25 protein-coding genes are annotated in these 25812 nt (G+C 67.5%); 21 read left to right on the forward strand and 4 right to left on the reverse strand.

Features of this window, described 5'->3' with window-relative positions; genetic code table 11:
* The first annotated feature begins 65 nt into the window (after positions 1-65).
* A complete protein-coding gene (locus tag FQS62_RS00640) occupies positions 66-701 on the forward strand; it encodes a hypothetical protein (protein WP_049448806.1) in 636 nt (211 codons plus the stop codon).
* 591 nt (positions 702-1292) lie between these two features.
* On the opposite strand, the gene FQS62_RS00645 is transcribed toward FQS62_RS00640, so the two are convergent.
* Entirely contained in the window at positions 1293-2777 is a 1485-nt protein-coding gene (locus FQS62_RS00645; RefSeq protein ID WP_049446078.1) for an AAA family ATPase, read from the reverse strand.
* A gap of 123 nt (positions 2778-2900) precedes the next feature.
* Between FQS62_RS00645 and FQS62_RS00650 the strand changes: the two genes are divergently transcribed.
* The 9 genes from FQS62_RS00650 (at position 2901) to FQS62_RS00690 (ending at position 11874) form a co-directional block, all read left to right on the forward strand.
* Positions 2901-3530 (forward strand): nucleotide-binding protein, encoded by a 630-nt coding sequence (locus FQS62_RS00650; protein WP_208043250.1) that lies wholly within the window; start codon positions 2901-2903, stop codon positions 3528-3530.
* 49 nt (positions 3531-3579) lie between these two features.
* The gene (locus FQS62_RS00655) at positions 3580-4056 is read left to right on the forward strand and encodes a SixA phosphatase family protein (protein ID WP_005407539.1); all 477 of its coding nucleotides are present in this window, start codon (positions 3580-3582) and stop codon (positions 4054-4056) included.
* A 4-nt stretch (positions 4057-4060) separates the two neighbouring features.
* Positions 4061-4678 (forward strand): YceI family protein, encoded by a 618-nt coding sequence (locus FQS62_RS00660; RefSeq protein ID WP_049446082.1) that lies wholly within the window; start codon positions 4061-4063, stop codon positions 4676-4678.
* Entirely contained in the window at positions 4675-6726 is a 2052-nt protein-coding gene (locus tag FQS62_RS00665) for a phospholipase D family protein (RefSeq protein ID WP_208043248.1), read from the forward strand. The genes FQS62_RS00660 and FQS62_RS00665 overlap by 4 nt, the downstream gene beginning before the upstream one ends.
* A 10-nt stretch (positions 6727-6736) precedes the next feature.
* Positions 6737-7171, forward strand: coding sequence for a hotdog fold thioesterase (locus tag FQS62_RS00670; protein ID WP_208043246.1), 435 nt, complete (start codon positions 6737-6739; stop codon positions 7169-7171).
* Positions 7172-7292: 121 nt separating this feature from the next.
* Positions 7293-8084: a lysophospholipid acyltransferase family protein gene (locus FQS62_RS00675; RefSeq protein WP_208043245.1), complete on the forward strand. Its 792-nt coding sequence runs from the start codon at positions 7293-7295 to the stop codon at positions 8082-8084.
* A gap of 7 nt (positions 8085-8091) precedes the next feature.
* Entirely contained in the window at positions 8092-9126 is a 1035-nt protein-coding gene (locus FQS62_RS00680) for a YheT family hydrolase (protein ID WP_080354832.1), read from the forward strand.
* Positions 9127-9182: 56 nt separating this feature from the next.
* A complete protein-coding gene (locus FQS62_RS00685) occupies positions 9183-11252 on the forward strand; it encodes a tetratricopeptide repeat protein (RefSeq protein WP_208043244.1) in 2070 nt (689 codons plus the stop codon).
* Between the two features lie 10 nt (positions 11253-11262).
* Positions 11263-11874, forward strand: a complete 612-nt coding sequence (locus FQS62_RS00690; protein ID WP_049446090.1) for a YbhB/YbcL family Raf kinase inhibitor-like protein — start codon at positions 11263-11265, stop codon at positions 11872-11874.
* A 152-nt stretch (positions 11875-12026) separates the two neighbouring features.
* Here the strand turns inward: FQS62_RS00690 and FQS62_RS00695 are convergent, their stop codons facing one another.
* Together FQS62_RS00695 and FQS62_RS00700 are read right to left on the reverse strand one after the other, a co-directional pair.
* Positions 12027-12851: an META and DUF4377 domain-containing protein gene (locus FQS62_RS00695; protein ID WP_208043243.1), complete on the reverse strand. Its 825-nt coding sequence runs from the start codon at positions 12849-12851 to the stop codon at positions 12027-12029.
* Between the two features lie 73 nt (positions 12852-12924).
* On the reverse strand, positions 12925-13719 hold the full coding sequence (locus tag FQS62_RS00700) for an undecaprenyl-diphosphate phosphatase (RefSeq protein WP_049446094.1): 795 nt from the start codon (positions 13717-13719) through the stop codon (positions 12925-12927).
* A 224-nt stretch (positions 13720-13943) separates the two neighbouring features.
* Between FQS62_RS00700 and glnA the strand changes: the two genes are divergently transcribed.
* The 11 genes from glnA to FQS62_RS00755 all read left to right on the forward strand — a co-directional run bounded on the left by glnA (position 13944) and on the right by FQS62_RS00755 (position 24657).
* The gene (glnA, locus tag FQS62_RS00705) at positions 13944-15353 is read left to right on the forward strand and encodes a type I glutamate--ammonia ligase (protein ID WP_208043242.1); all 1410 of its coding nucleotides are present in this window, start codon (positions 13944-13946) and stop codon (positions 15351-15353) included.
* Positions 15354-15700: 347 nt separating this feature from the next.
* On the forward strand, positions 15701-16039 hold the full coding sequence (locus FQS62_RS00710; RefSeq protein WP_004134334.1) for a P-II family nitrogen regulator: 339 nt from the start codon (positions 15701-15703) through the stop codon (positions 16037-16039).
* Positions 16040-16061: 22 nt separating this feature from the next.
* A complete protein-coding gene (gene amt / locus FQS62_RS00715) occupies positions 16062-17492 on the forward strand; it encodes an ammonium transporter (RefSeq protein ID WP_049446098.1) in 1431 nt (476 codons plus the stop codon).
* Positions 17493-17734: 242 nt separating this feature from the next.
* Positions 17735-18481: an N-acetylmuramoyl-L-alanine amidase gene (locus FQS62_RS00720; RefSeq protein ID WP_099589083.1), complete on the forward strand. Its 747-nt coding sequence runs from the start codon at positions 17735-17737 to the stop codon at positions 18479-18481.
* Between the two features lie 118 nt (positions 18482-18599).
* Positions 18600-19139 (forward strand): cytochrome b, encoded by a 540-nt coding sequence (locus FQS62_RS00725; RefSeq protein ID WP_197596289.1) that lies wholly within the window; start codon positions 18600-18602, stop codon positions 19137-19139.
* A 51-nt stretch (positions 19140-19190) separates the two neighbouring features.
* A complete protein-coding gene (locus FQS62_RS00730) occupies positions 19191-20345 on the forward strand; it encodes a murein transglycosylase A (protein ID WP_099589082.1) in 1155 nt (384 codons plus the stop codon).
* 109 nt (positions 20346-20454) lie between these two features.
* Positions 20455-20769: a hypothetical protein gene (locus FQS62_RS00735; protein WP_099589081.1), complete on the forward strand. Its 315-nt coding sequence runs from the start codon at positions 20455-20457 to the stop codon at positions 20767-20769.
* An 81-nt stretch (positions 20770-20850) separates the two neighbouring features.
* Positions 20851-21912, forward strand: a complete 1062-nt coding sequence (locus FQS62_RS00740; RefSeq protein ID WP_099589080.1) for a two-component system sensor histidine kinase NtrB — start codon at positions 20851-20853, stop codon at positions 21910-21912.
* On the forward strand, positions 21905-23353 hold the full coding sequence (gene ntrC / locus FQS62_RS00745) for a nitrogen regulation protein NR(I) (protein WP_049446109.1): 1449 nt from the start codon (positions 21905-21907) through the stop codon (positions 23351-23353). The genes FQS62_RS00740 and ntrC overlap by 8 nt, the downstream gene beginning before the upstream one ends.
* 93 nt (positions 23354-23446) lie before the next feature.
* Positions 23447-24016 carry a superoxide dismutase family protein gene (locus FQS62_RS00750; protein ID WP_208043595.1) on the forward strand — a complete coding sequence of 190 codons (570 nt, stop codon included), beginning with the start codon at positions 23447-23449 and terminating at the stop codon, positions 24014-24016.
* A 32-nt stretch (positions 24017-24048) separates the two neighbouring features.
* Positions 24049-24657 carry a superoxide dismutase family protein gene (locus FQS62_RS00755; RefSeq protein ID WP_208043594.1) on the forward strand — a complete coding sequence of 203 codons (609 nt, stop codon included), beginning with the start codon at positions 24049-24051 and terminating at the stop codon, positions 24655-24657.
* 214 nt (positions 24658-24871) lie between these two features.
* Here FQS62_RS00755 and FQS62_RS00760 read toward each other — a convergent pair whose 3' ends face one another.
* Positions 24872-25759, reverse strand: coding sequence for a hypothetical protein (locus tag FQS62_RS00760; RefSeq protein ID WP_049446113.1), 888 nt, complete (start codon positions 25757-25759; stop codon positions 24872-24874).
* Positions 25760-25812 lie beyond the last annotated feature (53 nt).

Genomic DNA, 25812 nt, shown 5'->3' on the forward strand with positions numbered 1-25812 from the left:
AGCGGTGCTGGGGTTAGGATCGGGAGAGAGAGAGGGAGGCTGCAGTTGCGGCCTGGGGAGAAGGGATGTCAGTTCCAGGAAAGATCCTGGCCAGCGTACTGCTGGCCTCGGGAGTGGCCACTGCGTGGGCCGCGCCGGCCGTGCCGGCACCGCAGGAGTTCTACTTCGACAACGACCCGGCGGCCACACCGATGGTGGTGGTGCAGGGCGAGGGCGATGATCTGGTAGCCCAGCTGGTCAAGCTGCGTGAACGGGGCCGCCGCGCGGTCGAGGCGACGGTACAGCTGGCCTCGGTGGCCGGGACCCAGGGCCGCGCCGAGCTGGCCGATCAGCTGTATGGCGAGGCCCTGAAGGAGGCATCGGCACAGGCCAGCGTCGCCCGCAGCGTGCGCTGGAACTATGGCTGGCACCTGCTGCGGCAGGGCAAGGCAGAGGCGGCACTGGAACAATGGCTGGCCTCCGCTGGCAGCGCACGGACGAAGCCCAGCTGGGTGCCGCCGACCTACGCGCTGGCGCTGTGGCGGCTGGGGCAGAAGCAGGAGGCGGTGCAGTGGTATGCGGCTGCGGTACGCACCGAGCCGACGCAGTGGAATACCACGGCGAACTATGGGCAGCTGCTGCCGCATTGGCGTGAGGATGAGCGTGCGTCGCTGGCCGAGGTGCAGCAGGCCTGGGCGGCCGCACCGCCTGCCTGGCCCTGAGGGAGGGGTTCGGCCGGGTTGCACCCGGCACCCGCAGAGGCAACAGCCGAAGCAACAGCCGAAGCAACAGCAACAGCGGGCAATCCGCGGGATGGCGGGGCGGTGTGGGTTGGCAGGACACGCCGTAAACCCGTCCCTGGGGGCTCGATGGCGCCATCCATGGCGCCAACGGTCCTGCCAACCCACACCGCCCCACTTCTGACGGTTCGACGCTGCTGTTGGTAGGTGTCGACCTTGGTCGACACGGTAGATCCACGCCATGCGTGGATGAATCTGCATCGGAATCGATTTTTCGATATCTGGGCGAAGCGCAGTCGAGCGTGGGCTCGGCTCTACAAAGAGCGGCCAGCCAAGCGCTTTTGCTTTTGCTTCTGCTTTTCTTCTTTCTTTTCCGTGGCGGACGCACTCGGAAATTGCCAGAGGCCGGGCGGGGTGGGTTCGCGGGGGTGTCCGCGGCATGGATGCCGCGGCCAAGCCCCCATGGACGGGTTCACGGCGTCCCCCGCGAATCCATCCCGCCCGGCCAAGCGCGGCTTTTGATGTTCACAGCCAACCAGCCGCCACGAGGGGCTGCGCCGTTCGCGGGAAACCTCAGTCGTCCGCAGAAACCGTCCGCCCCGACGCCCACGCCCGCAATGCTTCCACCTGCTCGGCCATCAGCACCGACAGCGGCCGCGTCGCGCGGATCTCATTCATCAGCAGCTCGGTATCCAGCGGTCGGCCCTCGGCATGCGCCGCATACAGCCCGGCCACGATCGCCTGCTCGATTTCGGCGCCGGAAAAACCATTCGCGGCTGCTGCCAGCGCCGGCAGTGCGAAGTCATCGGCATTGAGCTGGCGCCGCCCCAGGTGCAGGCGCAACAGTTCCACGCGAACTTCAGGCGAGGGCAGGTCGACGAAGAAGATCTCGTCGAAGCGGCCCTTGCGCAGCAGTTCGGCAGGCAGCTCGTGCACCTGGTTGGCGGTGGCGACGATGAACACCGGCGCCTTGCGCTCGGCCATCCAGGTCAGCAGGTAACCGAGCACGCGGCGTGACACGCCGCCGTCCTCGCCACCCGTGGCCAGGCCCTTCTCGATCTCGTCCATCCACAGCACGCAGGGCGCCAGCTGCTCGGCCGAGGCCAGTGCCTGGCGCAGGTTCGCCTCGGTCTCGCCGTGGTATTTGTTGTACAGCGCGCCCACGTCCAGGCGCAGCAGTGGTACGCCGAAGCCGGCCGCGGTGGCCTTGGCCAGCATCGACTTGCCGCAGCCCTGCACGCCCAGCAGCAGCATGCCGCGTGGCGGGTCCAGCCCAGCCGGTGCCGAGCCGGCGATGAATGCGACCCGCCGCTGGTTGATCCAGCGCTTGAGCCGGTTGGCGCCGGCCACGTCGCCGAAGCGCGCGCTGTCGTGCTCGAAGAACAGGTGGCCGCTGCGATTGAGCAGCTCGAACTTCAGCCGCGCCAGCTGCGGCAGGTCGTCGTCGCGCAGCGCGCCGTCGGCGTAGATCAGCTGGCGCGCGATGCGCCGGGCATCGACCAGGCTCAGGCCCTGCAGGTTCTTCAGGATCTTCTTCACCGCTTCGCTGTCGACTTCCACCCGTCGGCCGCCATGCTCGCGTGCATAGGCGTCGGCCTCCTCGCGCAGCATCTTCAGCAGGGCGTTGGCATCGGGCAGGCGTGGGTTGAAGCGTACCGCCAGTGCTTCCAGCTCGGCCGGCAGTTCCACCTTGGCGCCGATCAGCACCAGCACGTGCGGTTCGCTGTGGCGGCGCTGGATCAGGTCGCGCAGGGCGCGCTGGTGGCTGGCATAGCCCAGGTAGGGGTGGAAATCGAGCAGCAGGTAGACCCCGCGCTGCTCCGCCTGGCGGATCATCTGCAGGGCCGCACTGGCATCCGGCGGCCCGACTGGCGGGTCCTCGCTGTCCAGGTCGATCCGGCGCAGGCCTTCGGTGATCGACCAGCGGTGCAGCGCCCGCCACACGTGCATCAGCGTCTGCCGGAACAGTTCCACGATGCGACCCTCGTCCTGGGTCTCGATCACGATCAGGGGGGTATTGGCGCGGATCAGTGCGCTCAGGTCCTGCAGCTCGCTCATGCCGGTTCGATCCTTCGGGGGCGCCACGATAGCAAAGGCGATGGCCACAGGTTCAGCGCGATGCTACCTCCCGTCACCACCGCCGGTGTACGCTCGGGGCACGTACCCGGAAGCGAGGCTGGCATGAAGACGATCCTGGTGGCCGGTTCCAAGGGCGGGGTGGGCAAGACCACCGTCGCCACCCACCTGGCCGCGTACGCGGCATTGCAGGGCAAGGCCACGGTGATCGCCGATGCCGACCCGCAGGGCTCCAGCACCCGCTGGGCGCAACGACGTGCCGGGCTGGAAAGCGCGGTGCTCCCCATCGACGTGTATCGCAAGAAGCAGTGGGCGCAGAAGCTGCCCGACGGTACCGAAATCGTCATCATCGATGCGCCGGCCGGTGCGTTGGCCGACGATATCCCCCATTTCCTTGACGCTGCCGACGCGGTGGTGGTGCCGGTGCTGCCCTCGGCGCTGGATATCGAAGCCATCGTCGGCTTCCTCAACAGCCTGGCCCAGAACCCACGGGTGCACAGCCGCAAGCTGCCGGTGGGGCTGGTCCTGAACCGCACCAAGCCGTGGACCCAGACCTCGCAGCAGGCGCTGCAGATGCTGGCCGAATGGCCATACCCGGTGGTCGCGCAGCTGCGTGACAGCCAGAGCTACGTGGTCATGACCGGCCTGGGCCGCAGCCTGTTCGACTACCGCTCCGCCCAGGTGCGCGAACACCAGGCCGACTGGGAGCCGCTGCTGTCCTGGCTCAAGCTTTGATGCCTGCCTCACTCCTTCTGCTGCATCCTCTTCTTCATGGAAACCCGCGATGCGTGAACTGATCCTGCTGCGCCATGCCCATGCCGAACCGGCCACTCCCGGCCAGGCCGACCTTGACCGGCCGTTGTCGCCGGTAGGGCTGGCCGAAGCCGAAGCCGCCGGCAAGTGGCTGAAGGAAAACAATCTGCTGCCGGACTGCGTGCTGTGCTCGCCGGCGCGGCGCACCCGGGAGACCCTGGAGGCCGTGCTTGGCACCATCGGCTACGTGGAGAAGCGCCTGGAAGACCGCATCTACGAGGCCACCCCCGGCACCCTGGCGGCGCTGGTGGACGACCGCCGTGACCTCGACCGGGTGCTGATCGTCGGCCACAACCCGGGTCTGGAGCGCCTGGTGGCGCTGATGACCGAGGGCACCAGCAGCGATTATCGCGGCATGCCGCCGGCCGGTATCGCCGTGCTTGGCTTCCCGCGCGAGGCCTCGATCGAACCGGGCGTGGCCAGCCTGAACGCGTTCTGGTGGCCGTGATCCGATGAGCCTGGCGCGGCGCAGCCGCTTCCTGCTGCCCGCGCTGCTGGCCTTCGGTCCCGCCTGGGCTGCAGCACCTCCGCCCACCCCGTTGCCACCGGTGGCAGCCGAAGCCCCGCGGATGCTGCGCCTGGATACCGTGCGCTCGCAGATCGGCTTCGAAGTGCGCACCCGCTTCGGACAACGCATCGAAGGCGTGTTCCCGCACTTTGAAGGACGCATCGAGATCCTTTCCGATGGCCGCCACCAGGTGCACCTGAAGATGTTCACGCGCTCGGTCGAGATCCCCGGCAAGTCGCGTTACACCGGCTGGATGCGCGGCGAGGAGTTCTTCGATGCCGGCCGCCATCCGGTGGTCGAGTTCGACTCGCTGCCGTACTGGCCGGAGACCGTGGAGAACGGGGGCGATATCGATGGTCGCCTGACCCTGCGTGGGATCAGCCACCCCGAGAAGCTCAAGGTCGAGAAAGCGGATTGCGCCCGTCCCGGCTATGATTGCGATGTCGTCAGCCGCGGTACCGTGCAGCGAGGCCGGTATGGAATGGACAGCTGGCAGCTTGCCTTGAGTGACCGAGTGACCTTCGTATTGCGAGCGCGCCTGAGCGAGGCGCCGAAACCGTGAACCTCCTGCTGCGTGTACTGGCGCTGGCAACCGTGTTGCTGGGCAGCGGTTGTGCCTCGCTGTCGCATGCCGAGCGCGACCGTGCCGAAGCGATCGCGGTGCAGGCGCGCTCGACCGTGGTTGATTGCCAGCGCGCCGACCGTTGCGCGCAGGACTCGCCGCTGCGGGCCCTGGCCGGGCGGGCGTTCACCGAATCCACCCCGGAGCGACCGCGCCACTACGCCACCCTGCTGGATGAGGGCGAGGGCGCCCTGGTGGCACGCCTGAACCTGCTGCGCAGCGCTACCCGCAGCATCGACCTGCAGACCTATATCTTCGACAAGGACGACAGCGCCCGGCTGGTCATCGACGAACTGCTGGCCGCGTCCCGCCGCGGGGTGAAGGTGCGGGTGCTGATCGACCAGCTCTCGGCGATCTCCGACCTCGAGATCCTGGGGGCGCTGTCCGGTGCCCACCAGAACTTCCAGCTGCGGGTCTACAACCCGACCTTCGGCAAGGCCCGGCTGAACTACTTCGACTACGCCGGCAGCGTGCTGTGCTGCTTCCGCCGGTTCAACCAGCGCATGCACAACAAGCTGCTGGTGATCGACGATGCGATCGGCGTGGTCGGCGGCCGCAACTACCAGGACGACTATTACGACTGGGACCGCGAGTACAACTTCCGCGACCGCGACGTCATGATCGCCGGCCCGGAAGCGCGCGCGATGGCGGCCAACTTCGATGCGTTCTGGCGCGCCCACCGCAGCGTGCCGGCCGAGCGCCTGAATGACGTGGGCCGCACCCTGCTGCGCGAGGGCGTGCCGGTGCTGCCACCGGCCACCTTCCGCCGCCCCGAGCGGGTGCAGCGGGTCAGCGCCGAAGCCAATGACATGGACTTCGTCACCCGTTCCTTCGTGGATACCGCGCTGCCGGTGGCTTCGGTGCGCTACGTCGCCGACCTGCCGCGCAAGCATCGCCGCGAGAAGGCCGACGCACCCTTGGCTGGCCAGCACGTGACCGAGCCACAGCTGGATGCACTCATTGCCGGTGCGCAGAAGGAAGTGATCCTGCAGACCCCGTACCTTGTGCTGTCCAAGCCGGCGCAGAAGCTGTTCCGTGAGCTGCGCAAGCGCCCGCAGCCGCCGCGCGTGGTGGTGTCGAGCAACAGCCTGGCGGCCACCGACAACCCGATCGTGTATGCGCTGTCGTACAAGTACAAGCGGCGCAACATGCGCGAACTGGGCTTCAACATCTTCGAATACAAGCCGTTCCCGCTGGATGCACCGGTCGACTACCGCAACCTGCTGCCCGACCCGATCGCCGCGCCCGAAGGCGAGGATGGCAGCGGGCGCAATCCGTTGATCGGCGGCAGCGCCGCCGGCAGCAATGCGCGCGGTGGCAGTGATGGCGGCTCGGGCGCCATGGACAAGCACGGCCCGGTGAACCATCCGCGTACCGGCAGCGCCTACCAGAACGCCCGCGAACGCCGTCGTGCGGCCGGCAGCGAGGTCGAGACCCGCCTGCTGCGCACCGAGACGCGGCCGTCGTTCCTTGGCAGCAAGGCGGTCAACAAGCCACTGCCGGTCACCCGCAAGGGTGCGCGCATGGGCCTGCATGCCAAGTCGCTGGTGGTCGATCGCCGCATCGGCGTGGTCGGCACCCACAACTTCGATCCGCGCAGCGAGAACTACAACACCGAAGGCGCAGTGATCATCGACGATCCGGTCTTCGCCGAGCAGCTGGCCGAAAGCATCCTGCGCGACACCCACCCGCAGAACTCCTGGACGGTGGCACCCCGCGCCAAACCGCCGGTGCTGTCGGGGCTCAACTACAGCGTCGGCAAGGCCTCCGAAGCGCTGCCGATTCTCGACTTCTGGCCGTGGCGTTACGCCACCGACTACGAATTCAAGCCCGGCCCGGACTGCCCGCAGCCGCTGCCCCGGCAGGCCCCGGCATTCCACGACTGCTACGTCGCCGTCGGCGACTTCCCCGAAGTCAACGTCGGCCCGAAGTGGCTGCTGGTGCGCATGCTGACCGCGTTCGGCGCCGGCCTCGTTCCCATCCTCTGAAGGTGCCCGCATGACCCAGGTATTCCGCGAAGCCGTTTCCATCGAGCAGCTCAACGCGCTCAGCCGCAACACGGCCATCGAATCCCTGGGCATCGTTTTCAGTGCCGTCGGTGAGGACTGGCTGCAGGCCACCATGCCGGTGGACGAGCGCACCCGCCAGCCCTACGGCATCCTGCACGGCGGTGCCTCGGTGGTGCTGGCCGAGACCCTGGGCAGCAGCGCCGGCAACCTGTGCGTGGATACCGCAAAGCAGATCTGCGTGGGCCTGGAAATCAACGCCAACCATGTGCGTGCGGTGCGCTCGGGGACTGTCACCGGCACCGCGCGCGCGCTGCACGTGGGCCGCAGTACCCAGTTGTGGGAAATCCGCATCGAGGACGAGCAGGGCCGGCTGGTGTGCATCTCGCGGCTGACCCTGGCGGTGGTGGCCGCCGGCCACGGTTGAGTCCCCCGTCGGGCGTGTTGACGGCGGCAGAACCCAGCGTTCCCCGCCGATTGCCCCGGTCAATGGCGGTTATGGCCTAAATCGGCTGGCAGCTGCCGCGGCGCTCCGGTATCGTGCGCGGATGACTTCCCCCACTCCGGCCCCCCGTGGCGGCGTGGCGCGTGTGTGCCGTTACCTGTACCGCGTACCGCTGCTGTTGGTCCACATCACCGTGTTCCTGCCGCTCATCCTGATCGGCATGCTTCCGCCGTGGGGCGAACTGCGCGTGGGCGAGGATACGTTCGGGGCCAAGGTGGTGAACTGGTGGCAGGGCGGGCTGATGTGGATCTTCGGCTTCCGCCTGTCGCAGATCGGCAAGCCGCTGCCGGGCGCCGTGCTGTTTGTGGCCAACCATGTCAGCTGGGTGGATATCTCCATCCTGCACAGCCAGCGCATGATGGGCTTTGTCGCCAAGCGCGAGATCGCCAGTTGGCCGTTGGTTGGTTGGCTCGCCGCGCGCGGCCAGACCATCTTCCATCAGCGTGGCAATACCGAATCGCTCGGTGGGGTGATGCAGGTGATGGCGGAGCGCCTGCGCGCCGGCAAGGCGGTCGGTGTGTTTCCGGAAGGGCGCACCCGCGGCGGCCACGAAGTGGGGCCGTTCCATGCCCGCATCTTCCAGGCCGCGGTTGAAACCGGCGTGCCGGTGCAGCCGGTGGCGCTGGTGTACGGGGTGAAGGGCGACGCACAAACCATCGTCGCGTTCGGCCCGGGCGAGAGTTTCGCCGCCAATTTCCTGCGCCTGCTCGGTGAGCCGGCGCGGCATACCGAAGTGCATTTCCTGGAGCCGATCGGTACCCAGGACCTGGAAGGCCGTCGACGCATCGCGGAAACCTCGCGCGCGCGCATCGTGGCGGCCATGAGCACGCAGTGAGGGTGCGGTGGCCCTGATACCGCCACCCGTCCTGGACGCCGGTACGCCGACGCTGCATGCGGCTGACTATCAGCCGCCGCGCTGGCTGCGCAATCCGCACCTGCAGTCGATGCTCAGTTCCAGCCGCATGCGCCTGCAGCGTGGCCTGCTGCTGCTGGCCGCCACCGGTGCGGTCAGCGAGGAGCTGATCCTCGATGGCGGTGACGGCGTGCGCCTGCAGGGCTGGCACAGCCATGTCGAAGGTCGCCAGCCCAAGGGAATTGCCCTGCTGCTGCACGGGTGGGAAGGCAGTGCCGAATCCAGTTACATGCGCATGGCGGCCGCGCGCATGATCGAACAGGGTTTCGATGTGGTGCGGCTGAACTTCCGCGACCACGGCAACACCCACCATCTGAACCCCGGCATCTTCCACTCCAACCTGATCGATGAAGTGGTGCATGCCGCAGGCGATATCGCCCAGCGCTGGCCGCAGCTGCCGCTGGTGGCCGCCGGCTATTCGCTGGGTGGCAATTTCGTGCTGCGGCTGGCCCTGCGCGCGCCGGCCGCCGGCGTGCCGCTGCTGCGGGTGGCGTCGGTGTGCCCGGTGCTGGACCCGGCGCTGACGATGGACAGCATCGAGAACGGCCCGGCGATGTACGACTGGTACTTCCGCCGCAAGTGGGCCGGTTCGCTGCGCCGCAAGCGCGACCTGTTCCCTGAACTGAGCGACTGCGACGACCGCGTGCTGAAGCTGGACATCCGCGCGCTGACCGCGTGGCTGGTCGAGCGGCACACCAGCTTCGGCTCGCTGCAGGCCTATTTCGATGGCTATTCGATTGCCGGTGACCGCCTCTCCGCCCTGCAGGTGCCGGCTGACATCCTGATGGCGCAGGATGACCCGGTCATCCCCTATGCGACCTTCAGTGACTGGCAGCTGCCGCGCCAGGCGCGCCTGGAAACTGCCTGCTGGGGCGGCCACTGCGGATTCATCGAGAACTGGCGGGGTGACGGCTTCTCCGAGCGCTGGGTGGCGCAACGCCTGCAGCGGGTCCTGCAGGCCTGAACCGGCAGCGGCGCGCAGCCCGCTACAATGCCGGTTTGCACTTGAACCGGACTGCCATGCAAGACCAGATCATCCAAGCGTTGCGCCAGAACCAGGCCGACCAGGCCGTGCAGCTGGCCCAGGCGTGGACCCGTGACGAACCCGGCCGCGCCGACGCCCACCGCTGGCTGGCGCTTGCGCTGCAGCAGCAGGGCAATGCCGAAGCCGCGATGGAGGCATTGCAGCAGGCGCTGCGGCTGGCCCCGGACGACGCCCAGCTGCACCTGCAGCACGCCGGCCTGCTGCTGGCGCTGCGCCAGTTCGAAGGGGCCGACGAAGCACTGGTGCGCACCACCGGTCTCGATCCGAATTCCTTCTCCGCCTACCTGATGCAGGCGCACCTGGCGATCGGCCGCAACGATTTCGACGAAGCACAGCGCATCTCGACCCTGGCCGCGCGTGTGGAGCCGGAGCATCCGGAACTGCTGACCATCGACGGCATGGTCGCGCTGCGCCGTGGCGAAGCCGACCGCGCGCTGGCGCTGCTGTCGGCCGCCAGCAAGGCACTGCCGGACGATACCCGTGTGCTGTATGCACTGGGCTTCGCCTACCTGGGCAAGGACATGCTGGCGTTTGCCGAGCAGTCGTTCCGCCGCGTGCTGGAGCTGAATCCGTCGCTGTCCTCGCTGCATGGCCTGGTGGTGCAGCTGGCACTGCGCCAGGGCAACGTGCCGGCGGCGGCCGAAGCCGTGCAGGTAGCGCTGCGGCAGCCGGAGCTGGACGTGCCGGCGATGCGTCGCCTGGCCGGTGAACTGGCGCTGCGCAACGGCCAGCCGTTGCAGGCGCTGGACTACCTGCTGCCGCTGCTGGAAACGCAGCCGGAAGACCGCCAGGTGCTGCAGCTGCTGCTGATGTCGTGGCAGCGCCTGGGCCGCGAAGAAGAAGCACGCGCGCGCCTGGATGCGGTGCTGGACGCGCATGACCAGCTGCACGACGTGTGGCTGGCGCGCCTGGCCATCGAGCAGGTGGGCAGTGAAAGCGCGGTGGCTGCGGTCGAGCGCTGGATGGCAGCGATGCCGACGCATGTGCCGGCCCTGGAAGCGCGCCTGCGCCTGCATGACATGGCGGGTGAACACGCGCAGGCCGAAGCGATCGCCGAGCGCATCGTCAGCCTGGAACCGGGTCGCGTCAGCGGTGAATCCCGTCTGGTCGAGGGGCTGCTGCAGCGTGATCCCGCTGCGGCGGTTGCCCGTGTGCAGGCGCTGATCGAGCAGGCGCCGGAAGCGCATCGCGCTGATCTGCGGACCTGGATGGGCGAGATCCAGGACCGTGCCGGACAGCCGCAGGAGGCGCTGCGCACGTGGATGTCGGTGCAGACCGACCAGGCCCCGCAGCGCCTGCCGTTGCCGCCACAGGCCAAGTCGCCGCCGAGCTGGCCCGACAAGGGCAGCATCGAAGGTGATGCCAGTTCCGCACCGATCTTCCTGTGGGGCGCCCCCGGTTCGGGCGTGGAGCGCGTGGCGACCGGCCTGGCGGCCGCCAGCCCTGTGCTGCGCAGCGACCGATATACCAATACCCCACCCGATGATGCGTTCCAGAACTACAACACGCTGCAGGACCTGGCCTCGGGCGTGCTGACGCCGGAACGGCTGGTGCAGCGCTGGCGCGAACAGCTGCCGGCGCGTGGCCTGCAGAGCGACACCGTGATCGATTGGCTGCTGTGGTGGGACAACGCCCTGCTGTGGGCGCTGCGCCCGCAGCTGCCGCAGGGGCGCTTGGTGCTGGTGCTGCGTGATCCGCGCGACATGCTGCTGGACTGGGTGGCCTACGGCGCCGCCGCACCGCTGGCGATGACCTCGCTGGCCGAAGCCAGCGAATGGCTGACGCGCGCACTGACCCAGATCGCCACGCTGCACGAGGAAGACCTGTACCCGCACGTGCTGCTGCGCATCGACCAGATCGGCAATGATCCGCACGCGATGGCCGAACTGCTGGGCCGCCTGTTCGAGCGGCCGATGCCGCCGGCGGCACAGCTGGGCGCGCCGCGCCTGCCTGCAGGCCACTGGCGCAACTACCGCGACGTGATGAGCGCCGCCTTCGCCCAGCTCACCCCGGTTGCGGTGCGCCTGGGTTACCCGGAAGAGTGAGGAGAATGCAATGCAGCTGAGCAGCAACAGCCTGACCAACGGCGCACCGATCGACCGTGAGTTCGCCGCCGGTGATGCCGCTGGCTTCGCGCCCGACCGCAACCCGCACCTGGCCTGGAGCGGGGCGCCGGCCGGCACCCGTTCGTTCCTGCTGGTGTGCGTGGACCCGGACGTGCCGACGGTGCCGGAGACGGTCGGCCGCAATGACATGACCGTGCCGCGCGACCAGCCGCGTTGCGACTTCGTGCACTGGGTGATGGCCGATATCCCGGCCTCGGTGCAGGAGATTGCTGCTGGCAGCTGCAGCGATGGCTTCGTGGTGAAGGGCAAGCCCGCACCCGCGGGTCCGGCTGGCAGCCGCCAGGGCCTGAACGACTTCACCGGCTGGTTCGCCGGCAACCCGGACATGGCCGGTGACTACCTGGGCTACGACGGCCCGTACCCGCCGTTCAACGACGAGCGTGTGCACCGCTACTTCTTCCGGGTGTTTGCGCTGGACGTGGCCTCGTTGGAGCTTCCGGCACGCTTCACCGCCGCAGACGCGTATCGCGCCATGCACGGCCACGTGCTGGCGGAAGCGGCGCTGCACGGCACCTACACCTTGAACCCCGCATTGGCCTGAGCGGCAATGTGCTTCTGTAGAGCCGAGCCCATGCTCGGCTGCTTTTCCCGATAGACAGCAGCCGAGCATGGCTCGGCTCTACAACGCACAACGAAGAAGGGCGACCTCGCGGCCGCCCTTCAAGTGCCAGCCGACTGACAGTCGGCTCTACATCACTTCTCGATGGCCGACTCGACCACCATGTCCAGCACGTACGCCTGCGACGGCGCATCGGCCGGCGGGTTCTTCACCTCATAGCGCTTCACGCGCACCACGTTGCGCACGCCGTCTTCGTGGGTGTAGCCCTCGATGTTGCCGTAGAAGTTCTCGAACTTGCCCGGCTCACCCTGCTTCAGGCCCTTGTCGTCGAACTTGACCTCACGCACCTGCAGGCACTGGTAGTCCGGGATCAGCGGGTGCGAGCACTTCTCGGTCTTGGCGGCCACTTCCAGGAACACGGTTTCGCCTGCGCCGCCGTAGCGGGTTTCAGCCGTCGGTTCCGGGGTGAAGACCAGCTTGTCGCCCTTGGCGTTGGTCAGGGTCAGCTTGCCATCGGCATCCTGCTCGGCCTTCAGCTCGCCCTGCAGGCGGCTCGACACGGCCTCGTCCAGCGCCATCAGCGCCTTGTCGGTGCAGGCCATCATGGTCGAGGCCATCGCACTGACGCTCAGCTTGCCAGCGTCGAAGGTATAGCCGCCGCCCATGCGGTTGCAGGTGTTGCTGACCGACAGGCGGCCATCAGCGAAGTCCAGGGTGACCGGCTTGTCTTCGCGGACGAACAGCGAGTCGATGCGCTTGCCGTCGGCGGCGGTGGCCTGCTGCAGCAGCCAGTGCTGGCTCTGCAGGCGCTGCGCATCCAGGTGCGCCAGCGTCTGCTGGTCTGCTGCCTTGGCCGCGGCCGGGGCCACGTCGTCACCGCCGGTGCCGGCCGGTGCCGGGGTCTGGCTGCAGGCGGCCATCAGGGCCAGCGGGAGGAGCAGGGTGAGCTTGCGGTTCATGGTGATTCTCCTTGGGGAACCGTGGGGGAAACGGGGTGGGGCCGGCAAGGGGGTTACCGTGCCCCGGCGCTGTTCAGCTGCCGGACGGCAACCACAGCAGCAGTGCCGCACCCAGCGCGATGCGGTAGAGGGCGAAGGCGGTGAACTTGTGCGACTTGATGTAGCCCATCAGCCACTTCACTACGACGAAGCCGGTGACGGCCGCGGCAAGGAAGGCCACGCCCACGTCGGTCCAGTTCTCGCTGCCCAGCTGCCCGGCCTTTGCCATTTCCAGGAAGGTGTAGGCGCTGGCGGCGAACATGGTCGGGATGCCGACCAGGAACACGAACTCGGCGGCGGCCGCGCGGCGGCTCAGGCCCAGCAGCATGGCCAGGAAGATCGCCGACGCCGAGCGCGAGGTGCCGGGGAACACACCGGCCACCACCTGCGCCAGGCCGACGCCGATCGCCACCGTCCAGGTCACCTGGTCGCGGTCGGGCAGGCGCGCGGTGTAGGCCTCTACCAGCAGCATCCAGACGCCACCGATGATCAGCGCCCACGCCACCGGGCTGACCGTTTCCGGCAGCGACCAGCCGGCCTTGCGCACCACCAGGCCGACCACGGCGGTGACCAGGAAGGCCGCGCCCAGCTTGAACACGTACTCGCGGTTCTCACGCTGGTTGAAGCCGGTGGCCAGTTGCAGCAGGCGCTGGCGGAAGACCAGTACCACCGCCACGATCGCACCGGCCTGGATGACGATGTTGAAGAAGTCCGAACGGGCACCCAGCCAGTGCTGGGCGATGAGCAGATGGCCGGTGCTGGAGATCGGCAGGAACTCGGTCAAGCCTTCGAGGATGCCCAGCAGCAGGGCGGAGAGCAGGTCGGACATGGACGGTGCGGGCACGCGCGGCAGGAAGGAAGAAGGTCGAGAGGATAGACGATCCCTGCTGCACCAAACGGGTGCGTCTGGTGGAGGGCGCACCTCATTGGTGCGCACCGATGTGCACCGGTCCGGGGCACTCTTTTTGAAATCAATGACTTGCGGGCTGTAAAAAGTTGGCACGGTCGTTGCTGTACCTCAGGAGGCATTCATCCCCATCCGAGGTCGTACCGATGTCCGTGGAAAACGTTGAGAAGCTGATCAAGGACAACCAGATCGAATTCGTCGATCTGCGTTTCGTGGATATGCGTGGCGTCGAGCAGCACGTCACCTTCCCGGTCAGCATCGTCGAGCCGTCGCTGTTTGAAGAAGGCAAGATGTTCGATGGCAGCTCGATCGCCGGCTGGAAGGGCATCAACGAATCGGACATGGTCCTGCTGCCCGACACCAGCAGCGCCTACGTCGACCCGTTCTACGCCGATCCGACCATCGTGATCAGCTGCGACATCCTCGACCCGGCCACCATGCAGCCGTATGGCCGTTGCCCGCGCGGCATCGCCAAGCGCGCCGAGGCCTACCTGAAGTCCTCCGGCATCGCCGAAACCGCGTTCTTCGGCCCGGAGCCGGAATTCTTCATCTTCGATTCGGTCCGTTTCGCCAATGAAATGGGCAACACCTTCTTCAAGGTCGATTCCGAAGAAGGCGCCTGGAACAGCGGCGCCAAGTACGACGGTGCCAACAGCGGCTACCGTCCGGGCGTGAAGGGCGGTTACTTCCCCGTTCCGCCGACCGACACCCTGCACGACCTGCGCGCCGAGATGTGCAAGACCCTGGAACAGGTCGGCATCGAAGTGGAAGTGCAGCACCACGAAGTGGCCACCGCCGGCCAGTGCGAGATCGGCACCAAGTTCAGCACCCTGGTGCAGAAGGCCGACGAACTGCTGCGCATGAAGTACGTGATCAAGAACGTCGCGCACCGCAACGGCAAGACCGTCACCTTCATGCCCAAGCCGATCGTCGGCGACAACGGCAGCGGCATGCACGTGCATCAGTCGCTGTCCAAGGGCGGCACCAACCTGTTCTCCGGTGACGGCTACGGCGGCCTGAGCCAGCTGGCGCTGTGGTACATCGGCGGCATCTTCAAGCACGCCAAGGCCATCAATGCCTTCGCCAACTCGGGCACCAACAGCTACAAGCGCCTGGTGCCGGGCTTCGAAGCGCCGGTGATGCTGGCCTATTCGGCCCGCAACCGTTCGGCGTCGTGCCGCATTCCGTGGGTCTCCAACCCGAAGGCACGCCGCATCGAAATGCGCTTCCCGGACCCGATCCAGTCCGGCTACCTCACCTTCACCGCGCTGATGATGGCCGGCCTGGACGGCATCAAGAACCAGATCGACCCGGGCGCACCGAGCGACAAGGACCTGTACGACCTGCCGCCGGAAGAAGAGAAGCTGATCCCGCAGGTCTGCTCCTCGCTGGACCAGGCGCTGGAAGCGCTGGACAAGGATCGCGAATTCCTGAAGGCAGGCGGCGTGATGAGCGATGACTTCATCGACGGCTACATCGCGCTGAAGATGCAGGAAGTGACCAAGTTCCGCGCGGCCACCCACCCGCTGGAATACCAGCTGTACTACGCCAGCTGACCGGTGGCGATGGCGGTGGGCTTCCCCCTCCCACCCGCCGCCATCGCTTCCGTTTTCGCGGCTGGGGAGCCGCAAGGCGGGCGCAGGCCCGCCGTTGTAGAGCGGGCTGTCAGTCCGCTGCATTGGAACGCGGGCCTTTGGCCCGCTTATCTAGGGGCAAGAGAGAGACCGGAGACGCGACCAGGGCCGCCCTCCCTCCCGCGTCGGTCGTGCAAGGAGAGAGGCACGGCCGTCCCGGCCCTGTACGTGTCCGGTGCAACAGCCACGGTCATCATCCTGATGACCCGTGGTTGCCTGATGCCAACGCGCGCTGGCGCGCTGGCCCCATCCACCATCGGGACATGCGCATGAAACTGATCTCCGCCATCATCCGACCGTTCAAGCTCGACGAGGTCCGCGAGGCCCTGTCCGATGCAGGCGTGTCGGGTATCACCGTGACCGAAGTGAAAGGTTTCGGTCGCCAGAAGGGCCACACCGAGCTGTACCGCGGCGCCGAGTACGTCGTCGATTTCCTGCCCAAGATCAAGATCGAAACCGTGGTCACCGACGAGCGTGCCGACGCGGTGATCGAAGCGATCCAGTCGTCGGCAGGCACCGGCAAGATCGGTGACGGCAAGATTTTCGTCACCGCCGTCGAACAGGTCATCCGCATCCGCACCGGCGAAATCGGTGCCGACGCGCTGTAACCCCCTTCCGGAGACTCCCCCAATGAAGATGCGCCTTCTCACCGGGTGGCAGGCCCGGTTCCATCTGGTGTGCCTGTTGATGCTGCTCAGCGCGCTGGCCGCCGGTGCCTGGCCGGGCAATGCCCATGCCCAGGCGCAGGTCTCGCCGTTGCCGAGCGAAAGTGTGGCCGTTGAACCACTGCAGGATCCGGTTGCCGCAGCCGCTGCGCCGGCCGTGGCCGAAGCGGCCGCCGCCTATGATCGTGGCGACGTCGCCTGGATGCTCACTTCCACCCTGCTGGTGCTGCTGATGGTGGTGCCGGGCCTGGCCCTGTTCTACGGCGGCCTGGTGCGTTCGAAGAACGTGCTGTCGGTACTCAGCCAGATCCTGGTGGTGTTCTCGCTGGTGTTGCTGCTGTGGGTGGCCTACGGCTACAGCGCGGTGTTCAGCGCGGGCAATCCGTTCTTCGGCTCGTTCACCGAATTCGCCTTCCTCAAGGGCTTCACCCCCGACTCGGTGGGCAACACGCCGATCAAGGGCCTGCCGGACTATCTGTTCGTCGCGTTCCAGTCGACCTTCGCCGGCATCACCACCGCGCTGATCGTCGGCGCGTTCGCCGAGCGCATCAAGTTCCGCGCGGTGCTGCTGTTCTCGGCACTGTGGTTCACCCTCAGCTACATCCCGATGGCGCACATCGTCTGGGGTGGCGGTTACCTGGGCGAATTGGGTGCGATCGACTTCGCCGGTGGCACCGTGGTCCACATCAATGCGGGTGTGGCTGGCCTGGTGGCCGCATGGTTCGTCGGCAAGCGCCTGGGCTACGGCCAGACCGCGCTTAAGCCGCACAACGTGCCGTTCACCTACATCGGCGCGATGCTGCTGTGGGTCGGCTGGTTCGGCTTCAATGCCGGCTCCGCCGCCGCCGCCGATACCGTGGCCTCGCTGGCCTTCCTCAACACCGTGCTGGCCACCGCTGCCGCCGTACTCGGCTGGACACTGGTGGAGGCGATCGGCAAGGGCAAGCCGTCGGCGCTGGGCGCGGCCTCGGGTGCGGTGGCCGGCCTGGTCGGCATCACCCCGGCCTGCGGCACCGTCGGCCCGCTGGGCGCGATCGTCATCGGCTTGGTCGCCGGCGTGGTCTGCGTCTGGGGCGTGACCGGCCTCAAGCGCCTGCTGAAAGTGGACGACACCGCCGACGTGTTCGGTGTACATGGTGTCGGCGGCATCGTCGGCGCGATCCTTACCGGCGTGTTCAGTGCACAGTCGCTGGGCGGCACCAAGGCCGATCTGGATATCGCGCACCAGGTCTGGGTGCAGGTGGTCAGCGTCGGGCTGACGGTGGTCTGGTCGGCGGTGGTGACCACGCTGATCCTGCTGGTGGTGCGCAGCGTGGTCGGCCTGCGCGTGACCGAAGAGGCCGAACGCACCGGCCTGGATGTGACTTCGCACGGCGAATCGGCCTACGAGGCCTGAAGTAGCGACGGAGCTGCTGCATTGATGTTGTGGGTGCCGACCGTTGGTCGGCACTTCTACTGTTCTGGTGGGTGCCAGGCTCGCCTGGCACTGCTCCTGCTCGGGTGGGTGCCGACCGTTGGTCGGCACAGCGGGTAGCCCATCCACGCATGGCGTGGATCTACCGCATCCTCTCTGGTGGGTGCCAGGCTTGCTCGGCACCGTGGCATGCATCATCAGGCGCGATCGCGCACAATCAGGCCATGCACCCGATCCGCACCGCCCTGATGCTCTCGGCCTGCCTGCTGCTGGCCGCCTGTGCCTCCGCGCCGCAGGAAACCCGCAACCCGCTCGCCACCTGGGTGCCGTCGCCGAACCAGAATGCACGCACGCCGGTCATCATCGTCATCCATCACACCGAGCAGAAGTCGGTGCAGCAGAGCCTGCACACGCTGCGTACCGCCAACAGCGGCGGACGGGTCAGCGCGCACTACCTGATCGGTGCCGATGGCCATCGCTACCAGCTGGTGGCCGATGAACGCCGTGCGTGGCACGCGGGTGCCGGGCGCTGGGGCACCATCACCGATCTCAATTCAGCCTCGATCGGCATCGAGCTCGACAACGATGGCCGCAGCCCGTTCAGTGCGGCGCAGATCGAATCGCTGATTGTGCTGCTGCGCGATCTCACCACCCGCCTCAACATTCCGTCGCGCCAGGTGATCGGCCATGCCGACCTGGCGCCGACGCGCAAGCAGGATCCGAGCCGGTTCTTCCCCTGGCAGCAGCTGGCCGAGGCCGGTTTCGGCATCTGGCCGCGTGCGGCCGATGGTGCTGCGCCGGGAGGTTTCGATGCCTGGAATGCACTGGCCCGTTTCGGCTATCCGCTGGACAACCGCGAAGCCACCGTCGCCGCCTTCCACCGCCGTTTCCGTGGCCGCGATGACCTGCCGAAGACGCTGGATGCCGAAGACGCGCGCATCCTGCACTCGCTGCTACTGCAGACGCCGTAAAGAGGGCTGCCGGCTTGCAGCTGGCAACGGGCGAATCCCTCGGGAATCTGATCGGAATCACTGAATGGATGGCTGTGGGAATTTTTTGCAATCCATTCGATGTTGTTCAAGGAGGTGAATGCCTAAGGTCGCCCGACATCGTCAATCGAGCGAATTGCCTCTCATGCGCTACTCAAAAGCCCAAGTGCTGCTGCACTGGATCTCTGCGGTCATCATCCTCTGGGCCACTGTCAGTGGTTTCTACGTGGCGCTTCTTGACGTGCCGCATACCGTCGCTGAAACCATTGGTTTCTTCAACGTGTCCATCACCTCGGTGTTGATTCCGTTGTTCGCCATACGCGTGGTGATTGCCATCTCAAATCACCGGGATGCACCCGCCAGCGGAGCGGAATGGGCTGCGTTGATTGCTCACGCCGCTCTGTATCTTGTCACGACCGTCGTGCTGCTGACGGGCGTGCTGATGATGGAGCGGGAGATCAATGTGTTCAACCTGGTGAGCTTTCCACAGCCCATCAGCGACCCGCAGCTGACCATGGCGTTCAATACTGCACACCGCTATGCATGCGTCGTTCTGGGCGGGCTTCTGTTCCTGCATATCGCCGCCGTGGTCAAGCATCATCTGTCGGGCAATGCGATCCTGAAGCGGATGAGTTGGTAAACGCCGTGAAAAAACTGCTACGCAGAGGGTCATTTGCACTACATTTGACCCATGACCGCATTCAACGCCCAATCGAACCGCAGGTACTGGAGCCTGGGTACCCTCGTGCTGCTGGCGGGGTGTTCCACATTGGGAACGCCACCAGAGACACCGCCTGCCCCATCGCCTGCCACGTACGTCAAGGCCGAATGGGGTGCATTGCCGTCTGTTTCCGACAACGACCTGCAGGCCGGTTTCGTTGCCTGGCGCAGCAGCTGCACGCGCCTGAAGAACGATGCGGTCTGGGCAAAACCCTGCGCCACCGCCGCGACGGTTTCGGACAAGGACCCGGCGGCGATCCGCCAGTTCCTGCAGCGCGATTTGGATGTCTACGCACTGCGTGCCGGCGGCCACCAGGCCGACGGGCTGATTACCGGCTACTACGAGCCGATCTACGCCGGCAGCCTGACCCGCACCGAGAAGGCGACGGTGCCGGTCTATGGCACGCCGGATGATCTGGTGGTGGTGCAGCTGGAGAGCCTCTATCCGGAACTGAAGGGCAAGCGCCTGCGCGGTCGCGTCGAAGGCAAAGTGCTCAAGCCCTATGACGACGCCGGTACCATCACGGCCAAGGGCGCCAAGGCGCCGGTGCTGGCCTGGCTGACCGATCCGATGGACCTGCAGCTGCTGCAGATCCAAGGGTCGGGTCGTGTGCGCCTGGGCGATGGCAAGCAGGTGCGCCTGGCCTATGCCGAACAGAACGGCCACCCCTACCGCGCGATCGGACGCTGGCTGGTGGACCAGGGCCAGCTGAAGAAGGAAGACGTCACCATGGACGCGATCCGCGCGTGGGCCCGGGCCAATCCCGCGCGCGTGCCGGAACTGCTGCGCAGCAATCCCAGCTACGTGTTCTTCGTGCGCAATCCGGACAGCCCGGAGGGGCCGCGCGGTTCACTGAACGTGCCACTCACCGCCGGCTACAGCGTGGCGGTGGACCGCACCGTGGTGCCGCTGGGCAGCCTGCTGTGGCTGTCCACCACGCGCCCGGACGGCAGCCCGGTGGTGCGCCCGGTGGCCGCGCAGGACACCGGCGGCGCCATCGCCGGTGAAGTGCGCGCCGACCTGTACTGGGGCAGCGGCGACGCCGCCGGCAAGCTGGCCGGCGACATGAAGCAGAAGGGCAATATCTGGATGCTGTGGCCGAAGGGCGTGGCGTTGCCGCAGTAGGTCGGCAGGGCCCAGATCCCTTTCCGCAGGGAAGGGATCTGACCCCCGGATGCCTGATAATGGCGTCATTCCGAACTTTCCGGCCGCCCCTGCAGCCAGGACCCCTGCAATGACCTACGCAAAGCACAACGCAAAACCCGGCACGAAATCCGCCGCAAAGAAGTACTACAAGCACTGGGCCGAATCGGGCCTGGGCAAGGGCAACGTGCTGATGGAAGCCCGTGGCGAGAAGATCGTGCGCCAGGTGGAAATCTACGGCACCAAGATGGTCTGGGCCGACGAGCATGCCCACAGCGATGACCGCTTCCTGCTGGCCGACCAGCCGGTGTCGTTCCTGGATTTCGACGAGGACGACGAAATCTCCGCGCGCGAATTCGAAAGCGCCTGGAAGAAGGCCCGGGAAGCCACCGGCTACGCGGTGTAACGCTGCCCGGCCGGGGTCAGAGCCCTTTCCTGACGGGAAGGGATCCGACCCCGGATCCGCGTTTTGCACTACATTGGTGCAATGTCCGACCCCGCTCCCCCGCCGTCCCTCGATGCCCTGGGCACGCCGCTGGCCTGGGCCGGGGCCGATGGCTGCATCGCCGGCTGCAATCCGGCCTTCGCCCGCTGGCTGGGCGTCAGCGTCCGGCGCCTGCTGGGGCGGCCGCTTGCCGCACTGGAAGTGCAGGGCGAGGCACTGGCCCATTTTCTGGCCCGCGATGAGCGCGACAGCCTGCGCCTGAACCGGCTGGCACTGGCGGTGCCCGGCGAGGCCCCGCGCTTCGCCGAGGGCTGGATGAGCCGCCGCGACGATGGTGGCTGGTTGCTGGAGGCGCATCCGGTCGACGAATTCCCCGGGCTGGACCCGACCCAGGCCCTGCCCAGCGCGCTCAGCGCGGCGCTGAAGGGCTTGGCCCACGAGCTGCGCAACCCACTGGCCGGGCTGAAGGGCGCGGCGCAGCTGCTGGCCCGCCGCGCGGCCCAGCGCGATGCCAGCGAACGTGAGCTGATCGAGCTGATCGGCTCGGAGATCGAGCGCCTCAACGGCCTGCTCGACCAGCTGCTGTCGCCGGCCCCGGCCGCGCCGCATGCCGAACTGAACATCCATGCCGCACTGGAGCGCGTGCTGCGCCTGGCCGAGAGCGAAGCTGGCTGGGCGGTGCGCCTGCAGCGCGACTACGACCCCAGCATTCCCGAATTCCATGGCGACGCCGACCGCCTCACCCAGGCGGTCTGGAACCTGGTGCGCAACGCGATCCAGGCCGGCGCCGGCAACATCACCCTGCGTACGCGCGTGGAGCATGGCGTGCGCATCGCCGAGCAGCTGCACACGCTGGCGTTGCGCCTGGAAATTGCCGACGACGGCCGTGGCGTGCCGGAGGAACTGGCCGAGCATCTGTTCCTGCCCTTGGTGAGTGGCCGTGCCGAAGGCACGGGTCTGGGCCTGGCGCTGGCCCAGCAGGTGGCGCGCGAACATCGCGGCACGCTGACCTACCGCTCGCGCCCGGGCCATACCGTGTTCACCCTGCTGCTGCCGATCGTCAGCGGCGCCGCCTTGGCCGAGGAGGCCCCGCGCGATGTCTGAGTCTTCTTCGTCCCCGCAGCGCATCTGGGTGGTCGACGACGATCGTGCCGTGCGCTTCGTGCTGTGCACCGCACTGCGCGAGGCGGGCTACCAGGTCGTCGATTTCGACAGCGCCGCCCCCGCCCTGCAGGCGTTGAGCGAAGGCCCGCCGCCGGCGCTGTTGTTCACCGATGTGCGCATGCCCGGCGACGATGGCCTGGTGCTGCTGGACAAGCTCAAGGCCGCGCTGCCGCAGCTGCCGGTGGTGGTGATGTCGGCCTACACCGATGTGGCCAGCACGGCCGGTGCGTTCCGCGGTGGCGCGCATGAATTCCTGTCCAAGCCGTTCGATCTGGACGATGCCGTGGCGCTGGCGCAGCGTGTGCTGCCGGCCGTTGCACCGGCACTGGCGGCGCCCACACCGGCGGCGGAAGCGCACGGCGACCAGCCGCCGCAACTGGTGGGCGATACCCCGCCGATGCGCGCGCTGTTCCGTGCCATCGGCCGTCTGGCGCAGGCACCGCTGGCGGTGCTGATCACCGGCGAGACCGGCACCGGCAAGGAGCTGGTGGCCAATGCGCTGCATCGCGAATCGCCGCGCGCGCAGGGGCCGTTCGTCGCGCTCAATACCGCCGCGATTCCCGCCGAACTGCTGGAAAGCGAGTTGTTCGGCCACGAGGCCGGCGCCTTCACCGGCGCACAGCGCCGCCATATCGGTCGCTTCGAGCAGGCCAATGGCGGCACGTTGTTCCTCGATGAGATCGGCGACATGCCGCTGCCGTTGCAGACCCGCCTGCTGCGCGTGCTGGCGCAGGGCGAGTTCTTCCGCGTCGGTGGCCGTGAACTGATCCGCGTCGACGTGCGTGTGGTCGCCGCCACCCACCAGGATCTGGAAGGCCTGGTGGCGCAGGGGAAGTTCCGTGCCGACCTGCTGCACCGCCTGGACGTGGTGCGGTTGCAGCTGCCGCCGCTGCGCGAGCGCCGCGAAGACATCGCGCAACTCGCCAGCACGTTCCTGGCCGCCGCCGCGCGCAAGCTGGATACGCCGCCGAAGCGCCTGACCGCCGCCGCACTGCAGGCACTGCGCGAGCACGACTGGCCGGGCAACGTGCGCGAGCTGGAAAACGTGTGCTGGCGGATGGCCGCGTTGGCCGCCGCCGACACCATCGGCGTGGCCGACGTCGATACCGCGCTCAACCGTACACGCGGTCGTCGCAGCAGCACCACCAGCGCCGATCCGGGGCAGTGGGAAGCGCTGCTGGCCGAATGGGCACGCCGTCAGCTGGCCGAAGGCGTGGACGGGCTCCACGCGCAGGTGCGCGAGCGGGTCGACCATGCGCTGCTGGAGGCCGCGCTGCAGATCACCCATGGCCGCCGTGCCGAAGCCGCGGCCCGCCTCGGCCTGGGCCGCAATACCCTTACCCGCAAGCTGGGCGCCGGGCGCCGCCGCGGGGCCCATTGAACGGTCCCTGCACGCGATCCTCGCGCCCGCTTGCCGAACTGTTGATCGTTCATGGACGATGCAACGCTTAGTGTCATCTGCAAGGAGTCTTTGATGCGTCTGTCCTTTGCCATCCTGCCGTTGTCCGCCGCCGTGCTGCTGTCTGCCTGCGGCAGCGCGCCGAAAAAGACCGAACCTACTCCGCCGCCGCCGACCGTGGTCAGCGCAGCGAAGCAGGGCGAGGCCAATCTTGCGCCGGCTTCGGCCAGCATCGTCAGTGGCCGCATCGCGCTGATTGTGGAGCCCGGTGGCATCCACATCACCGGCCTGATCGGTGGCCTGCAGCCGATGCAGCAGGCCGGTTTCCACATCCACGAGCGCGGCGACTGCAGCGCGGTGGATGCCAGCAGTGCCGGCAACCACTTCAACCCCGGTGGCGCTGCGCATGGCCGCGCCGGCACCGGCAAGCATCACCTGGGCGACATGGACAATCTGCGTGCCGATGCCCAGGGCCGCGCCAACGTCGATATCCACCTCAAGGGCGTTACCCTTGGCGGAGGCGCCGCCACCGATATCGCCGGACGTGCACTGGTCGTGCATGCCAACGCCGACGACTATCGCAGCCAGCCCGCCGGCAATGCCGGCGTCCGCATCGCCTGCGGCGTGATCCGGGTCGTCCGCTGATCACCGCAGGCTTCATCCAGGGAGAGATTCCAATGCGTCTGATCCACACTTCGCTATTTGCGGCCATCGCCGCGCTGGGCCTGGCGGCCTGCGGCCAGCAGCCGCCCGCTCCGCAGACTGAAACCCCGCCGGCCGCTCCGGCCGAGGGCGCCACCACCGAACCGGCTGCAACGCCGGCCGGCGACACCTCGGCCACCGCAGAACTGGCACCGACCCAGGGCAACGAGACCAAGGGCAGCGTCACCTTCAAGGTGGTTGACGGCAAGGTCCACGTGACCGGCCAGATCAGTGGCCTGAAGCCGGGCAGCGAACACGGCTTCCACATCCACGAGAAGGGCGACTGCAGTGCCCCGGACGGCATGAGCGCCGGTGGCCACTTCAACCCGGGCAAGCAGGATCACGGCAGCGTGTCCGCCGATCCGCACCACGGCGGCGACATGCCCAACATCAAGGCCGACGACAAGGGCGTGGCCACCATCGACGGCCCGGTGTCGAGCAACGTCAACATCGGCAAGGGTGATGACTTCGACATCATCGGACGTGGCCTGATCGTCCATGCCGATGCGGATGACTACAAGACCCAGCCGACCGGCAACGCCGGCGCGCGCCTGGCGTGTGCGGTGATCCAGAAGGCCCCGTAAGGGCGCTTCTGTTGGAAACGAAAAACGCCGGTGCAAACCGGCGTTTTTCTGTGCATCGCTTCCTGTAGAGCCGAGCCATGCTCGGCTGCTTTTCGGTGGACCTGAGCCGAGCATGGGCTCGGCTCTACAGCAGCAATACGCACGGCGGTCGCGCCCCGGCGAAACGCAATTGCACGGTAGCGCCGGGCCACGCCCGGCGGCACGCATCCGCAGATCAGCGCGCCAGCAGCTCGCGCGCGTCCTGCCCGGCTTCGCAGTGCACGAACAACACCGGCACGCCATGTGCTTCCAGCACGGCGGCCATCTGCCGCTGGCGCATCAGGAACTGCTCGTAGATGCCCTTCAGGCGGTCGCAGTCGTTCTTGCTGTGGTCGTAGTGCGCGCACCAGCCGGCCGGGTCGAACAACGCCATGCGCGCCTCGCCATGCGTGTAGCGCAGCAGCGGCTCGGGCGCGGCGTTGAGCCATTCGTCCTCGCCCGGCGCCATGATCGCGGTCTCGATCAGCGGCCACAGCGCGGCCAGGCCCTGGTTGTCGTACTGCATCGACATCATCGCGGCCAGGTCGTTCACGGTGAAATAGCGCGCGTGCTCGATGCGCGCACCAAAGGTGTTCTGCGCCATCAACGCGGTGTCGGCATGGGCCATGCCGTTGGCCAGCAGCGTGTCTTCCAGCGCCTCGGCCACCGCATGGGTGGTGGCCACGTCGCTGCCGGTCAGCAGGAACGGCACCACGCGCAGGCCACCGCCCACCAGGCCGGCATCGGCCTGGAACGGCAGCGGTACATCACCGTTGGCATCGGTACCGAACGCCAGCAGGCGCGGACCCTGGTTGCGGCCCGGCGCACGCATCTGCAGTTCTTCCAGGCGGCGGTGGATCGGCCAGCCCGGGCGCAATACTTCGGCCGGGTCGAAATGCGCGGCGGCGAACACCAGGTCCAGCTCGGCCACCTGCGGCACCAGCTTGGACAGGTCACGGCCGACGCGTTCGGCCAGTTCACCGGCCTGTTCAGCGCTGAGCACCGCCTGGCGGGGGATTTCACCGCCGGCCAGTTCCAGGGCCAGCACGCCAAGGGCATTCATCGCGGGGTCGGGTTTGCTCATGGTTCCACGGTTGGCCCATCACAGGGCGGCAGCTACACTTGGCTCCATTATGC

Source organism: Stenotrophomonas sp. SBJS02 (assembly GCF_020428325.2).
GTDB classification, from domain to species: Bacteria; Pseudomonadota; Gammaproteobacteria; order Xanthomonadales; family Xanthomonadaceae; genus Stenotrophomonas; species Stenotrophomonas africana.

What these genes read in the sequence shown, in the direction of transcription:
- FQS62_RS00750 (WP_208043595.1), top strand. Translation starts at nt 23,447, where the DNA reads ATGCGTCTGTCCTTTGCCATCCTGCCGTTGTCCGCCGCCGTGCTGCTG.
- glnA (WP_208043242.1), top strand. Translation starts at nt 13,944, where the DNA reads ATGTCCGTGGAAAACGTTGAGAAGCTGATCAAGGACAACCAGATCGAA.
- FQS62_RS00760 (WP_049446113.1), bottom strand. Translation starts at nt 25,759, where the DNA reads ATGAGCAAACCCGACCCCGCGATGAATGCCCTTGGCGTGCTGGCCCTG.
- ntrC (WP_049446109.1), top strand. Translation starts at nt 21,905, where the DNA reads ATGTCTGAGTCTTCTTCGTCCCCGCAGCGCATCTGGGTGGTCGACGAC.
- FQS62_RS00710 (WP_004134334.1), top strand. Translation starts at nt 15,701, where the DNA reads ATGAAACTGATCTCCGCCATCATCCGACCGTTCAAGCTCGACGAGGTC.
- FQS62_RS00700 (WP_049446094.1), bottom strand. Translation starts at nt 13,719, where the DNA reads ATGTCCGACCTGCTCTCCGCCCTGCTGCTGGGCATCCTCGAAGGCTTG.
- FQS62_RS00690 (WP_049446090.1), top strand. Translation starts at nt 11,263, where the DNA reads ATGCAGCTGAGCAGCAACAGCCTGACCAACGGCGCACCGATCGACCGT.
- FQS62_RS00645 (WP_049446078.1), bottom strand. Translation starts at nt 2,777, where the DNA reads ATGAGCGAGCTGCAGGACCTGAGCGCACTGATCCGCGCCAATACCCCC.
- FQS62_RS00675 (WP_208043245.1), top strand. Translation starts at nt 7,293, where the DNA reads ATGACTTCCCCCACTCCGGCCCCCCGTGGCGGCGTGGCGCGTGTGTGC.
- FQS62_RS00730 (WP_099589082.1), top strand. Translation starts at nt 19,191, where the DNA reads ATGACCGCATTCAACGCCCAATCGAACCGCAGGTACTGGAGCCTGGGT.
- FQS62_RS00725 (WP_197596289.1), top strand. Translation starts at nt 18,600, where the DNA reads ATGCCTAAGGTCGCCCGACATCGTCAATCGAGCGAATTGCCTCTCATG.
- FQS62_RS00720 (WP_099589083.1), top strand. Translation starts at nt 17,735, where the DNA reads ATGCACCCGATCCGCACCGCCCTGATGCTCTCGGCCTGCCTGCTGCTG.
- FQS62_RS00640 (WP_049448806.1), top strand. Translation starts at nt 66, where the DNA reads ATGTCAGTTCCAGGAAAGATCCTGGCCAGCGTACTGCTGGCCTCGGGA.
- FQS62_RS00695 (WP_208043243.1), bottom strand. Translation starts at nt 12,851, where the DNA reads ATGAACCGCAAGCTCACCCTGCTCCTCCCGCTGGCCCTGATGGCCGCC.
- FQS62_RS00685 (WP_208043244.1), top strand. Translation starts at nt 9,183, where the DNA reads ATGCAAGACCAGATCATCCAAGCGTTGCGCCAGAACCAGGCCGACCAG.
- FQS62_RS00735 (WP_099589081.1), top strand. Translation starts at nt 20,455, where the DNA reads ATGACCTACGCAAAGCACAACGCAAAACCCGGCACGAAATCCGCCGCA.
- FQS62_RS00650 (WP_208043250.1), top strand. Translation starts at nt 2,901, where the DNA reads ATGAAGACGATCCTGGTGGCCGGTTCCAAGGGCGGGGTGGGCAAGACC.
- amt (WP_049446098.1), top strand. Translation starts at nt 16,062, where the DNA reads ATGAAGATGCGCCTTCTCACCGGGTGGCAGGCCCGGTTCCATCTGGTG.
- FQS62_RS00755 (WP_208043594.1), top strand. Translation starts at nt 24,049, where the DNA reads ATGCGTCTGATCCACACTTCGCTATTTGCGGCCATCGCCGCGCTGGGC.
- FQS62_RS00660 (WP_049446082.1), top strand. Translation starts at nt 4,061, where the DNA reads ATGAGCCTGGCGCGGCGCAGCCGCTTCCTGCTGCCCGCGCTGCTGGCC.
- FQS62_RS00670 (WP_208043246.1), top strand. Translation starts at nt 6,737, where the DNA reads ATGACCCAGGTATTCCGCGAAGCCGTTTCCATCGAGCAGCTCAACGCG.
- FQS62_RS00655 (WP_005407539.1), top strand. Translation starts at nt 3,580, where the DNA reads ATGCGTGAACTGATCCTGCTGCGCCATGCCCATGCCGAACCGGCCACT.
- FQS62_RS00740 (WP_099589080.1), top strand. Translation starts at nt 20,851, where the DNA reads ATGTCCGACCCCGCTCCCCCGCCGTCCCTCGATGCCCTGGGCACGCCG.